Source organism: Chondrinema litorale (genome assembly GCF_026250525.1).
GTDB lineage: Bacteria > Bacteroidota > Bacteroidia > Cytophagales > Flammeovirgaceae > Chondrinema > Chondrinema litorale.
Genome location: NZ_CP111046.1, coordinates 96,624 through 112,230, shown reverse-complemented (window position 1 = coordinate 112,230; position 15,607 = coordinate 96,624). Strand labels below are relative to the sequence as shown.

At 35.8% G+C, this 15,607-nt stretch carries 5 protein-coding genes; 4 read left to right on the top strand and 1 reads right to left on the bottom strand.

Annotated elements, in window-relative coordinates; translation table 11 throughout:
* Window positions 1–32: 32 nt before the first annotated feature.
* Both OQ292_RS25395 and OQ292_RS25390 read left to right on the top strand, forming a co-directional pair.
* Window positions 33–422, top strand: coding sequence for a rhodanese-like domain-containing protein (locus tag OQ292_RS25395; RefSeq protein ID WP_284686990.1), 390 nt, complete (start codon window positions 33–35; stop codon window positions 420–422).
* Window positions 423–464: 42 nt separating this feature from the next.
* The gene (locus tag OQ292_RS25390; RefSeq protein WP_284686989.1) at window positions 465–1,751 is read left to right on the top strand and encodes a glucuronyl esterase domain-containing protein; all 1,287 of its coding nucleotides are present in this window, start codon (window positions 465–467) and stop codon (window positions 1,749–1,751) included.
* A gap of 70 nt (window positions 1,752–1,821) precedes the next feature.
* Here the strand turns inward: OQ292_RS25390 and OQ292_RS25385 are convergent, their stop codons facing one another.
* On the bottom strand, window positions 1,822–3,135 hold the full coding sequence (locus OQ292_RS25385) for an acetylxylan esterase (protein WP_284686988.1): 1,314 nt from the start codon (window positions 3,133–3,135) through the stop codon (window positions 1,822–1,824).
* A gap of 579 nt (window positions 3,136–3,714) precedes the next feature.
* Between OQ292_RS25385 and OQ292_RS25380 the strand changes: the two genes are divergently transcribed.
* Together OQ292_RS25380 and OQ292_RS25375 are read left to right on the top strand one after the other, a co-directional pair.
* Entirely contained in the window at window positions 3,715–13,941 is a 10,227-nt protein-coding gene (locus tag OQ292_RS25380) for a LamG-like jellyroll fold domain-containing protein (RefSeq protein ID WP_284686987.1), read from the top strand.
* 45 nt (window positions 13,942–13,986) lie between these two features.
* Entirely contained in the window at window positions 13,987–15,555 is a 1,569-nt protein-coding gene (locus OQ292_RS25375) for a cadherin domain-containing protein (protein WP_284686986.1), read from the top strand.
* The last annotated feature ends 52 nt before the right edge of the window (window positions 15,556–15,607 follow it).

Genomic DNA, 15,607 nt, shown 5'->3' with positions numbered 1-15,607 from the left:
AAAAAAGCAACATCAAAATTTATTAACGCCTTATGAAAAAACTATTCATTATAACGCTATTCACTATTAGCTCAATCAGTCTTTTTGCTCAAGAAAATTCAGTAATTGTAAAAAATATCAATAGTGACGAGTTGCATGATATGCTGGAAAATGATATGCAATTGGTAGATGTAAGAACGGGGAGAGAATACCAGCGTGGACACATAAAAGGAGCAAAACTGATAAGTATAAATAGTGCTGATTTTAATGAAAAAGTGAATGAGTTAAATAAAGACAAACTTGTGGTAGTGTATTGTGCTGTAGGTGGTAGAAGTACTGCTGCTATGCGCAAACTTAAAGATATGGGCTTTAAAGAAATTTACAATTTTGTAGGTGGTGTAAGAGAATGGCAGATGAATAAATATGAGCTTGTTAAAGAGTGATTTTTTTCTTAATCTGCAATAAGATATTAATCACTCCATAGCATGAAGATAAATTTACTACTAATTCTGATTTGTATTTTGAGTTTTGTAAAAATACAAGCACAACAATTCACACCTAATTACGACGAAAGTAAAATTCCCGAATATAAATTAATGCCAATTCTCACCAATTTAAATGGAGAACCTGTTAGCTCAGTAAAACAGTGGGAAAAGAAAAGAAGACCAGAAATTTTGAAAATGTTTCAAGAGGAGATGTATGGCATCATTCCGAAAGGTAAGCTTAAAACAAGTTACCATGTGCTTGAATCTTCTAACGATGCGCTAAATAGCAAGGCAATTCGCAGGCAAGTAAGAATCACTTTTGAGAAGGGTGAAAAATCGCTATCAATGGATTTGCTTATTTATTTGCCTAAAGGAGAACCAGAAGCTGTACCCGTATTTTTAACCACAAACTTTTATGGAAACCATAGTATTCAGGCAGACGAAAACATTTTACTTTCTAACAAATGGATGATGGCAAATGAAAAGTTTGGAATTGAAGATCACCAAGCAACAGAAGCTTCTAGAGGAGTAAGAGAAAATCGCTGGCCAGTAGATATAATCATACAAAGCGGCTATGGTTTGGTAACTTTTTACTACGGAGATATTGACCCTGATTATAACAATTTTAAAGATGGAATTCATCCGTTTTTTTACTCAGAAGAGCAGGAAAAACCGGATTCTAATGAGTGGGGTTCTGTAGCTGCGTGGGCATGGGGTTTGAGTCGTGCTATGGACTATTTGGAAACCAGTAAAGAAATTGATTCGAAAAAAGTAGCAGTGTTTGGTCATTCGCGTTTGGGCAAAGCTTCACTTTGTGCCGGAGCCTATGATGAACGTTTTGCCATAGTGATATCTAATGACTCTGGTTGTGGTGGAGCGGCTTTATCGAAAAGGGCGGTAGGAGAAACTGTAGGTAAAATTAATGAGTCTTTCCCACATTGGTTCTGCGGAAATTTTAAAAAGTATAATGAGAACGAAACAGCATTGCCATTTGACCAACATATGTTTTTGGCTTTAATGGCTCCCAGACCTGTATATGTAGCCAGTGCTGTAGAAGACCAATGGGCAGACCCTATAGGTGAGTTTTTATCGCTTAAAGAAGCTTCTGCAGTTTACGAACTGTATGGTTTGCCAAATATCGGGAAAGAAGAAATGCCTAAAGTAGATCAATCTTTACAAACTTTATATACAGGTTACCATATAAGAACAGGAGGGCATGATGTAAAAGACTACGATTGGCAGCAATATATTTCATTTGCAGATAAATACTTTAAAAATGATAATTAACAAAAAATTTAAGCAGTATATATTAATTGTATACTGCTTAAATTTTTATAAATAAGATAATATTAAATTATTATTCTGGTTTCAGTTTAGATAATAACCAATTTTCGCTAGTCTCCCTTTGTTCTGGAAAAGACCAGTGAGCAGTTTGTTCAGCCAGTAAAAGTTCTTTCGTAGCTTTAATAACATTGTATGCTGCGTACATAGAAGTTGGCGGGCAAACATTGTCATTAAATCCCCACGAATAGAAACCAGGTACATTAACTTTTTTAGCAAAGTTTACTACATCATAATAGGCCGAAACTTGCATTTCAGCTTCTGTTTGGTGGTGAGGGTTATCTGGGTGGAACATGTGTGGCCAACCACCTGCACGATTTTCGGTATAACCAACCAAATCGCAAAGAGCTGGATAAAAAGGAGCAAGCCATTTAATTCTCGAATCTAAACCCGCTGTAATTATCGAAAGTGCACCTCCTTGGCTTCCACCTGCAACAGCAATATTTTGCGTATCAAATTCTGGTAAGCTATAAATAAAATCAACGGCTCTTACACAGCCCAAATAAACTCTTTTATAATAGTATTGGTCTTTGTCTTTAAGGTTATAAACCCAATAATTATCAAGAGCACCATATCTCAAGTTTTCATAAACTTCCGGATCGAGATTTACAGGCACACCATGAATCCCAATCTGTAATGTAATAATTCCTTTTTCAGCAGTTGCTACATCACCATAGTAAGCACGAACACCAGCACCAGGTACTCTCAAAATAGCAGGATATTTACCACTGGCTTTTGGCATAGAAAGGATTCCATACATCCTGCTTCTACCCGGATAATTCTGAATGTTTACATGATAAACATTTACTTTCTCAGTACATCTTTCTGGCAGTAATGTCATTTCTGCATCTAAAGGAATTTTAGCTAGTTCTGCTTTTGCATCTTCCCAGAAAGTATCAAAGTCTTCGGGCATTTTCACAACTGGTTGAATCTTCTCTGGTTCAAAACCAGCAGTAGCATAACCAGTATATTTTTTGCCATCGATAGTGGCGTCTACCCAACATCTTAAAAATCCAGATTTCTTTAAACCATCTACTTTAATTGAGCCAGTTCCATCTTTCAAAACCATAGTTTTGGTTTCTTCAGGTACTAACTTTTCAAGGCCTGTTCTGTAACTTATTTCAACATTTTTTAAAGGTTGGTTATTCCTCTCTACACTTATCTTAAATTCAACTTTTTCACCAAGTTTATACTGCCAGTTAGGATGATCTGCTGTTACTTCAACTTCTATAATTTTTAGTTGAGGTTGAGCAATTGAGGTGTGAATACAAATCGAAAATAGCAGTAGGAGTGTTGCTCTCTTCGCATTTGCAAAGGAATTATTTTTCATATGTTTCATATTTAAAATTTACCTAATTATGGTTTTGCTGAAATTTAGAAATAAAGCTGGTTAAAACTGTACTACTCTGGAATGTATTTGTCCCCATTTTAAAGGTTACAAAACTTTTTTAGATGCATTAGATGATGATGTGATTTATAAACATTTTTTTAAAAAAAAACACGATTTATTTAAAACTCTAATTTATACCCAATTAAAAGTAAAATTTAATATTTATTCAATGTAAGTGAAATATAGCTTAGTTATTATACACTTAAATAATTGATAATCAGCATTATAATCAATAAATAAAGTTGTATATCCAATTATATTTTTAATTTGAAAAACAGCTTAAAACCCTCAAAATCTTACAATTTATGCTTTTTAAGCATTTTAATTACTCTTCTAAAATATTATCCACTTTAGCTCAGTTTATTTACTATCCAATCAGAACTAGCGTGGATTTAAGCCGCAATTAAACCTATTATCAGATATTTTTTCATTTTCTGATCGTATCTAATTGCCCTTCGATTCATACAAAACTTACTTCGGGAGTAACCCTAAAATATCTTTGATCTAATCGGCAATTGTATGGAATTGAAAAATTACCATGGACACATCTACATACCAAATAAAAAAATAACATTTCTGCTATGTTTGGTATCTCTATTTTTTTCTCAAATTTCGTTTGCGCAATGGTCAAATATGACCGTTCACCACGATGAAGGTTACTTTGGTACCAGTCAGTGGGACATGAATTTTTATCAGGCAGACTTTAACTTGTATTACAAGGCGATGTTGCTTGATGAAGACGACGGTGGTTGTGGTAGTGATGACTGGCTGAGGTGGAATAGTATCGAATTAGCAGGTGATGATCGATTATTTGTCTTATTACATGGTGACTACTCCAAAGCAGGAACTCAAATTGTTTGGGATCATGATAATTGTGGTCAACATGATTACTATATCTATAATTATAAAGGAGAAGCAGACCTCAAGTACAACGGTTTTGAAAAAACTGTAAGTAATGATGATTTATATGTAGGTATCCGATTTTATATTAGACCAGAATGGTTAGGTAAATCTATTACTTTTTATGTGGGTGCAGAAGGAGATGGCTTAGGAGTTCCTAACCCCAAACCTTCTAAAACTATTAGTTTTCCGGCACTGCCAATTCCTGGTAGTTTAACAGCAACACCTGGTTGTGGTGAAATTGATTTAAGCTGGGATGATCCATCAGATTTAAAGGGTTATGGTTCAAACTATCAATATATTATTTACGAAGATGGTTCACTGATAGCAACTGTTAGTGGAACTACTAAAACTTATAAAAGAACTACTACTGGTACGCATACTTATAAAGTTGCTATCAGATACACAGAAGGTGGAAGAGTTTACGAAAGTAGTACTGTAAGTGCTCAAGGTAATACAATTGAATCTTTAGGTGCACCAGCTGGTTTAACAGCATCTGTAGATCGTTGCGATGGTTCTGTTAAATTAGAATGGCAATGGTCTTTTAGCAATCCTAAAGAATTTTGGTTAAAAAGAAGCACTACCGAAAACGGTACATATTCCAAAATCGCAACTGTATCAAAATCTAAAAGAACTTATACAGACACTGGTTTAACCAGAGGTGCTACCTACTATTATAAAATTAGTGCAGTAAGCGACGATTGTGATAAAGAAGGAGATGAGTCGGATTTTGTAAGTGGTATTTCACCTGCTGATCCTACTGCGCCATCCAACTTTAAGATGGAGTTGATTACAGGTGCAAATTCTGGAGTTCGCTTAACTTGGACTAAAGGTGCGTATGCAGAAGGATATAGAATTGTGAGAAGAGGTATTAATGGTGGTGAGAAAGAATTTACAATAGAAGACCCTGATGATATAACATTTACAGACCAAGATGCCAAGTCTTGTGAAGCTTATGAGTATGAGCTATTTGCTTATAATGTGTGTAAAGAAGTTACTGCCGGAAAAGCCAAATTAGTAAGTGACGCGAGTAAAGATGTAATCAATATTACCGATGTAGATATTAGCCAAGTATTAGATAGCGATAGGTTAGAAGCATCTAAAGGATACTTTGGTAACCGCGTAGTTTTACAATGGACAAGTGGAGACAATGCATCTTTTGTAAACAGATATAAGATTTATAGAAGAGAATTGGGTAGTGCAGTAGTTCCCGAATTTATGGAAGCTGTAACAGGTGAAGAAAGAAACTGGATTGATGATGTAACAAAAGCACGCCAGTTGTATGAGTACTTTATTATTGCTGAAAATGAGTGTGGTTTAGAAACTCAATTAACATTCGATGTTAATCTGTTAGATGGTAGAGATTATAGCAATTTAAACCTACCTGCTAATGGAGTAGGTTATGATGTTGGTTTTAGATTACCAGTAGCATTTGTAAATGGTAATATAGTGTATGAAGGTGGAGTTGCTGTACCAGATGTAAAAGTAATTGCAGAGAGACAAGATGGTGTTTCAGGTAATGCACTATTCTTTGATGGGGTGAATGATTATGCTCAGATTGGTGGTGCAGGCTTTTCGAATTTAGCTAAAGACTTCACTTTAAGTATGTGGGTTAGACCAGAAACAGTTTCTGGAGAGCAAGTCTTAATCTACAAGCACAATTCTTATACATTACTACTTAACAATGATAAGGTGAAAGTAGGGGTGTATAAAAGTGGCAATTTCGAATATGTACAATCAGATACAGCCTTAACCGCAGGAGATTATGTAAACATCACCGTTACACACGATACGAGTGATAGCTTGAAAATATATATCAATGGTTTAGTAGCCGCATCGCAGAAGATAGCAGTTGGAGGTATTGCAAACACTGTTAACAACATATATCTGGGAAGAAACGAAGGAGGTACAAGCTATTTCAACGGATATATAGATGAAGTTAGGATTTATAAAAATACTTTAGATTCAGATCAAGTAATTAGAGATTATGGCAGAATAGTTAATCCAGATGAAGATGGCTTGCAAGCATATTGGAGATTTGATGAAGGAGTAGGGCCATTTATATTTGATGCTTCTGAAGAAAGTGGAGTCTATCATCAAAATGATGGCAATCTGTTTGGAGCAACTTGGAGTGATGAAATTCCTACTGGAAGTCAGTTAGCTAATGCTTCTTATACTGATGAAGCGGGTAACTATTCAATTACAGGTATTATTTACGAGGGTAGTGGAGAGAACTTTACTATTTCACCTACAATGACTTTAGGTGGAGCTATTCACAGTTTCGATCCGAGCAAACAAATTGTATTTTTAGGTGAAGGAAGTAGCGTTGAAAATGGAGTTGATTTTAAAGATATTTCTTCATTTAGGGTAACAGGTAATGTATACTTTACTCATCTAAGTAAAAATGGAGAACAAGAGGTTGGTTCTAAAGGAATCAGCATCTACATAGATGGAGAAATTGCCGCTGTAAAAGATGGTAATTTGGTAACTACAGATGATTATGGCGCTTTCGATATTCAGGTTCCGATTGGTAGACACTTTTTAGAATTTAAAAAGCTAAATCATACTATTCAAAATACTGGTCGCTTCCCATTAGACAAAGATACTTGGGATTTCCAAGAACCAGTATCAGGCATCATTATGCTCGATAGTACTACTAAAGTATTAATTGGTCGTGCTGTTGGTGGTCCTGTTGAAAGAGACAAAATCTTAGGATTTGGCAAAAGTACCAATAACATAGGTGTAGTTAAATTCACTTTAGAATCGGCCAATGATGGTGGTTTGGTTTCAGAAACTGTATTTACCAATGATACATCAGGTGAATATTCAGTTGCGTTGCCACCAAAAGAATACAAAGTTACAGATGTAAAATATAAGAAAGATGATTCTTTTGTATTTACAGATGCTGTTGGAGCACCATTAGCACAAGAAAATGTAGATATGTCTACGTTGGTTTTCGATACAGAATCATTGGATAGTGTGTATGTAACAGATCAAGATACAACTATTTATATTAATTCAGATAACACAGTATTGTTAGATACAACTGGCATTACTGATGATCTGGTAATGATGGAAATTGACAGACCAGATACAGTCATTGCATTTAATAATACGACCAATGTGTTTGATACAACTGTTGTTACTGTAACAGATTCCTTTATGGTGATCTACAAAGCGAAGGAGGTATTAGATACAGTAAATGCATATGTTTATCATTTCAAAAGAAACTTTATTCTCAGAAACAAACCAGTAATAATTGTTACTGACCAATATGGTAGAGATTTTACTAAGTATGGTGGTGACTCATTATTGGTAATGAAAGATGCTTCTGATAAGAATTACTATGCTGATTTGAGTACACTTAATTATAGAGTATTCCAGCAGGGTAGCTCTTATAAAATGAACATCTTCTTGTTTGAGCAATATAAAAACATTGATTCCAATAAAGGATTTAATGTACCTGTTACTGATGCTGAGTTAACAATAAACAACTCATTGGGTACAGGTTTCTATTTAGAAACAAGTGGAGATCAAGAGCAAGCATATTTGTATTCTAACTCTGGTGCAGATATTATTAAAATGGATAGTTGGGATACGCTCTACCATTTTAAAGCTGGTACACCAAACTTGCTTGCAAATGCCAGTAAACCTGAAGAAAGTTATCTAAAAACCTTTACTATTCAGGCAAAAGCAGGAACGAATATAATCGAATGGCCAGAGCTTGGTGCAGGTGGACAACCGAATCCATTTAAGGGTTATGTATTGGGTGGTTTACAAATCGGAAATAACTTTGTAACCAAAGGTCCAGATAACGTTGATTTTGTATTAAGAGACCCACCATTTGATGGTAGTTACAGCTATATTTCTAAAGGTTCTACTTTTACAAGTACAAAAGAAGTATCTAATGATTTTGATGGTTCGGTTGGCTTAACACTTAAAACCACAGCAGGTCTTGAATTGTACAAAGGTTTAGGTGTAATTACGAAATCAACCGCGAATGTGACTACTGCAGGTACTTTAGGACTGAATGTGAGTGGAGGTTTTGGTTCAGAAAATGTTTACTCTTATGAAACAAATACGAGTTTCCAAACTAGAGATGATCCTACGCTAGTCGGAGCTCCAAGTGATTTATTTGTAGGTTCTTCAACCAACTTGCTATTTGGTATAGTTAAAAATCTTTCTTTAGTAGATGAAGCAGATTGTGCTTTAAGTAATGTTGAGTGCCCAGTTGATCTTACAGTGACTGCTAAAGACAAAGATGGCAATATCAAAACCATGAAACTCGCTCGCTATAAGCAGTTAGCATTTGGGCAAGGTGGCATAAATACAACATTCGTATACGATCAAAACCATATTGAAAATTATCTTATTCCAAACCTTAAAGCTTTAAGAGATAATTTGCTTACAGGTAATAGTAAGTATGTAAATAAGGTAAATGCGACAAATTATTCTGGAAAAGACGAAGATTGGATCGCAGAACACTTAGGTACTGATAATGATGATATTGTTTGGGGTACTTTAGCTGTATCTAACGATTTATCTCCAACAGGTCCAGATGGTATTTACTATCCTAATACAGGTCCGAGTTATACATTTACTCCAACTAGAAAAGGTGAAATTGACTCATTACGTTGGTTTAACCAACAGTTAAAAATGTGGACCAACACTTTAGCTGATAATGAGATAGCTAAATGGTTGGCAATTGAAGGATTTTCTTCTAAAAGTGAAAATATAAGTATTAGCGGACAGAGTGAATATACCTATGAATACACCGCAGAATGGGAAGATACAGATTTTAAGAACTTTAGTATTGGACCATTCGCAGAGGTAGGTACAGAATCAAAGCTTTCTGAATCAGGCAGTGGTGCAACAATTGACTATAACATTAAATTCTCATATACCAATACGACTAGCTCGTCCACCTCTAATGGAGATAGCTTTACAATTGGCTATAGTATTAATGACGATGATGTAGGAGATAGCGAGACCATAAATATTTATGGTACGAATGAAGACCCTTATTCAGCTTTCAATAAAAATTCATATAAGAATACGCCAATATTCCAGACACTTGCAGGGCAAACGGCTTGCCCTCATGAAGATGAGGTTACAATGAAGTTTACTTCAAAAGAATATGTGGGTGAAATTCTTGTAAACATTCAAAATGAAATAGATAATCTTACTGAAGATATTGATGACCTAGAGGTAGCAATAGATGCAGCAACAGGAGTTGTGAGTACTATTTCTGCTGGTTCAGCAATTTACATTCCGGGTGCAGGCTTGCCAATTGCAGCAGTTGTTGGTGGAGTAGGAGGTTCAGAAATCGAAAAGATGAAAGCTGATCTCAGAAAACTTGAAGCCAGAAAAGAAAAATTAGAGAAAAAGCAAACCTTACTTACTGATTTAAAAGCCAAATTAGGAGGTACTACAGATGTTACTTTAAGTAATAGAACACTGCAAAGAGACAAACCGGGGCTTTATATTAACGGTTCTCAAAAAGAAGCAGAGTTGTATAACATTCCGGCAGATGAATCAGCTTCATTCTATCTTACTTTCGCTAACGAAAGTGAAACAGACGATAACCAATATTACATTCTAGAAGTAATCGAATCTACCAATCCGGATGGTTTGGTTTTAAAAATTGATGGAGTGGCGATTTTGGCAAACAGAAGTTATCTGGTGCCGGGTGGTCAATCGTTAAGCAAGTCGTTAACCATTGAACGTGGACCATTCGAATTCAATTACGAAAATGTTCAGCTAGTTCTACATTCTGCTTGTCAGTATGATTTAACAGATAATGATGTGGATGTGGATGATACAGTAAGTGTTTCAGCTTATTTCTTACCAAGTTGTTCAGAGCCTGTAATATTCCAACCACAAGATAATTGGACGGTAAATAATAGTCTGGTAGACGATAATGATACAACCAGAATCCTGTATCAGATTGGGGGTTTCAATATCAACTATCCAAACTTTAGAGCAGTAGAATTACAATACAAGTCTTCGGGAGAAAGTGATGATGCATGGGTATTATTAGAAACATACTATAGAGATTCTACAGACCGAGCCGCTCTGGGTGGTAAAGAAGAAGATCCGATTATAGCCAGAGATGGAGATGGCTCTATTAAATATATTTGGAAACAAGTTGGCTCGAAAACACTCAACGGAGGTTATGTTTGGAGCGTGCCAGATGGAGATTACGATCTAAGAGCAGTTACAATTTGCGGTGAGCTTGGTAATTTGACTAGGGTATATTCATCAATCCATTCAGGAACAATTGATCGAGAAACGCCACATGCATTCGGTGCACCACAACCATCAGATGGAGTATTATCACCGGGAGACGAAATTCTTATTCAGTTTAATGAGCCTATAAATGCTGGTTTATTGAGACCTGCAAACTTCGATATCAGAGGTGTGCTGAATGGAGCAGATATCAGACATCCGGCAAGTGTTTACTTCGATGGAGTTGAGACCAATTACATGGAAATTCCTGAAGGTATTAGCTTAGCAAGAAGATCATTCACGATTGACTTTTATGCCAAGAGAAAAAATAGTGGTAAAGAAATTCTATTCTCTCAAGGATTTAATAGTGAGGAGGGCTTAACCATCGGGTTTAATAATAGTAACGAGTTAGAAATTTCACTTGCTAATCAAGTAATCACCTCAGCTAAGAGCATATCAGATGAGTACTGGCACCATTATGCAGTTACATTTGATGTAGAAGAAAGTACTGGCGCGATTTATATCGATGGTCAGTTAGAAGCAACAGATAACTCTTACAGCCCTGATTACAAAAGCACAGGTAAAATTTTAGTTGGTAAGCAAAAGTTTGATGCTGCAAATCCATTTAAAGGAAATATCCACGAACTCAGAATTTGGAGAAAAGCACTTAGCTTATCAGAAGTAAATATTTATGCTACCAAACGCTTATCTGGCAACGAACCGGGCTTAACCGGCAACTGGAGAATGGAAGAAGCTTATGGCACAATAGCCGAAGATTTAGCCAGAGATCGTCATGCAACTGTAAAAGCTACTTGGCAGGTTGAGCCAAACGGACACTCAGTAGATTTTAATGGTTCAGATGCCTTTGTGAAAACAAAGAGCCCAGCAGTTACAGATGAAATGAATTTCACATTGGAGTTCTGGTTCAAGGGTAGTAATGTGATTAATGCAACATTAATATCGAATGGTAGAGGAGATACGCTCAAAGATGTCTCAGGTGATTTGATTGACGCAAATAGAAATGGTTGGTCTGTAAATGCCAATGCAAATGGTTATTTCGAAGTCTGGAATAACGGTACAGTTTTCCAAGCGACGAATGAGAGTTATTTCGATGGAGAGTGGCACCACTTTGCATTAATCGTAAACAGAAGAACAAATACAGTTTGTGCGATTGATGGCGAACAGAAAAACACTATTACCAGCGAAGACTTTAATGGATTTGGAGGTGCTGGTTTATGGATTGGTTCACGAGGTTGGGTAGACCTAACTGGGGCAGAACAACACGATAAGTTCTTTACTGGTAAAATTGATGAACTTAAAGTTTGGCAAATTGCAAGACCGATCACTCAGATTAAGAGAGATATGCATTATATGCTAAATGGAGATGAACCAGGCTTACAGCTTTATCATCCATTTGATAGGTACAAAGAAATGGCTGGTTTACAAGTGCTCGATCCTACATTTATTAGCAGCACTGCTGATGGTACAGGAACTGCAATTGTAGATACGGCTAGTGTTGGTGGATCGGCAATACATTCGGAGATTACACCAACTGTAAAACTGCCAAGACCAGTAAGTAAGATCAACTTCAATTATTCTGCAAATGGAGATAAGATCATTCTTACTACCAACGATCCTGATAGTTTATTAGAAAATGTAATTCTTGATATTACAGTAAAAAATGTTGAAGATTTAAATGCCAATGTACTTTCATCTCCTGTTACTTGGTCTGCATTTGTAGACAAGAATCAGGTAACTTGGGAAGAGGAAGCATTGTATTATACCATTGAAGAAGGTGATGGACTTACTTTTGAAACCAAGATCAAAAACGCTGGTGGTAAGTTCGCAAACTTTGAAATTAAGAACCTTCCAACTTGGTTGAGTGCATCTCCTAGTAGCGGAACTATTTCACCTGTAAGCACAGAGCGAATCGTATTTACTGTCGATCCGAATATCAATATAGGCTCTTACAGTCAAGACTTACAATTGGTAACAGAATTCGGATTTGAAGAAGTAATGGTACTCGATCTTAAAGTGTATAAACCGCTTCCAGAAGACTGGGAAATTACAGAAACAGATTATCAATTCTCTATGAACGTGATCGCTCAGCTATCAATTAATGGAGAGATTTCTAGAGACCCAGACGATAAAGTAGCTGCTTTTGTAGGAAATGAATGTAGAGGAATTGCCGATTTAATTTATGTACCAGCTTACGATAATTATCAGGCATTCATCAATGTTTACAGCAACAGTACTACTGGTGAGCAAGTGAACTTCCGCATCTGGAATGCAAGTGATGGACAAGTACATCGAGATGTAACACCAAACTTTGTATTCTCGCCAAATGCGATTTACGGATCACCTTCAAGTCCAGAATTGCTAAAAGCAGAAGATGTAATCGAAGCTTCTACAACTTTACCGAAAGGTTGGAAATGGGTATCGTACTATTTGGCAGCAAACTCTCTGAAGTCTACAGATGAATTGTTGAAAGAGGTAAAAGCAGAGAATGGAGACTTAATCAAAGGTATAGACAAAGTAGATAGCTACGATAAAGAAGAAGGGTGGAAAGGTACACTTACCTTAAGTGGTGGTATCGAAAATGGCAAAGCTTACAAGTTGTATTTGAGTTATGCAAATGAATTTAAGTACAAAGGAAGATTGCTACGTGGCGAAGAAGTTACAATCAATATCAATAAAGATTGGAACTGGGTGGGTTATGTTGGCTTCAAGAATATGGCCATCAACCAAGCATTGTCTTCTTTCACCAATGCAACCACTGGTGACTTAATCAAGAGTCAGTATGCGGTAGCCATCTATGTCGAAAGTATTGGCTGGGTTGGTAACTTAACTTATCTACATCCTGGTGAAGGTTATATGATGAAAGCAGCCAAATCAGGTTCGATTACTTTCCCTAACCAAAGTTTTTCAGCAGGAGAAAGAGAGACAACTGGCTTCTTATCAGGAGTTGATAGTAGAGGTAGGGTTACCGATTCCAATTGGGATGTGAACTGGGCGAAATATAAGTATAACATGAATGCTGTGATTGAAGTAGAGAACTTACCAGATGAATTAGAGTCTGAGAAGAGTAGATTAGCAGCTGTGGTGAATGGTGAATATAGAGGTGTAGCTTATCCGGTTTATAATCCTTTACTTGAGAAAGATGTCTATTTTATGACCATCTACAGTAATTCAAACTTTGATGAAAAAATTGAGTTTGAGTTCTTTAATGGAAATGATGGATTGATTCACGAAGTAATTGGCGATTTCAAATTCACAAACGACAATTTGGAAGGTACGATGACTGATCCGGTATTATTACAAATCGGAGATGAACATCATCCAGTAAACACAATTGTCGAAAAGCTAGAATTTACAGCATATCCGAATCCTTTTGAGAAGAATTTAGATATAGATATTTATTCTCCTGAAGCAGGTAGTGTTACCGTCACTCTGGTGGATGTTAATGGTAAAGAAGTGCATAAAGAGGCTATCGACGATTTACAAGTTGGCAGCAACCATTATAACATCAAGACGAAAGGTTTGGCTAATGGTATTTACATCATCAGAATAGAAAAAGAAGATGGAGAATCGCTCTATCAGAAAATTCTGAAAAAATAAACCATTAAAAACACATAGATACATGCTTTAAAAAATCTGAAATCAATGAAAATAAGATTAATTTTTTCACTTCAAATCGTGTTTGCTTTAACAAGTTTTACTTTGTTAGGGCAAACACCCGATTGGGCGGTTGAACCTACTGCTTACAATAATTCGATGGTAATTACAGCAGTACTTAACATCAACACCATAGAGTCGAGAGATACAGCAGATATAGTAGCAGCATTTATTGGTAATGAGGTTAGAGGTGTAGCCAAACCTGTTACTTATTTAGAAAGCAAAGACAGGTATGTTGCTCAAATCATTATTTATAGCAATGAAGTAAATGAAGAGATTACCTTCAGACTGTATTGTAAAAATGACGATATAATTAGTAGCTCTGTAATTTCACCTATTGTTTTTCAAGCGGATGGCATTCTAGGAAGTTTTTCAGACCCGGTAATTATCAAAGATAATAACCAACCGACAGATTTGGCATTAACTGACAGTGTTGTTCAAGAGAATCAGCCAGAAGGATTGTTTGTTGGTAAGTTTTCTACAGTAGATGATGATGCTACAGATACTTTCACCTATGAACTATTGACTGGTGAAGGTGATAAAGATAATTCGCTGTTCGACATTAGTAATGATACTTTGTATGTGCTACAAACTTTCAATTTTGAAACAGACACGGCTTATTCAATCAGAGTGAAGTCTACAGACAGTAAAGGAGGTAGTATAGATAAATCATTTCAGATTTATGTAGATAATATCAATGATCTTCCAACTGATATTTTCATTTCGAATCAGCAAATAGCAGAAAATAATGAGGTAGGAGAGTTTGTTGCTATTTTATCTACAGACGATCAAGATGTGGCAGATATCCATACTTACACTTTGGTTGATGGGGTAGTTGAAAATTCTTTATTCGAAATTTCTGGGGATTCTTTATTTGCTGCTCAGAGTTTAAACTTTGAGACAAAATCTTCTTATACCATTAAAATACAAACAGATGATGGTAGGGGAGGTACTTTAGCTAAAGAATTCACCATTCAAGTTTTAGATGCTAATGATAAGCCTGAGATAAAAGATCGAACATTCAGCATTAATGAAAATACATCTAGCGGAACAGAGATAGGGACATTTACAAGTTTTGATCAAGACCCTGGTACAGAGTTTACTTATAGCATAATCGAGATTAGTGCAGATTCAGGCGTATTTGCTTTGAGTACAGATGGAATTTTGACAGTAGATAACAATGCCCTTTTAGATTATGAAGTAACTACTGATTATACATTGAGGGTTGAAGTAAGTGATAATGGTAATCCTTCTTTAAAAGATACAGCTTTAGTTACAATCAATATCATTGATATTATAGAGAAAGAGTTTGCTTACAATAATGTAATTACTCCAAATGGTGATGGTTATAATGATGTTTTATTCATTCATAATCTGGATTTGTACGAAGAGTATACTCTTTCAATTTTTGATAGTAGAGGTATAGAAGTTTATTCAACTTCAGATTACGATAACTCTTGGGGAGGTTCAGATTTGCAAGCAGGGACATATTACTTGCATTTTAGTGCCTCTAACACACCTTTTGTCTACAAAGAAATTTTGACCATCATCAAATAAAATAGCTATCACAAGCAGTACTTTCTAATTCATAAAATTACCTGATGCAGCT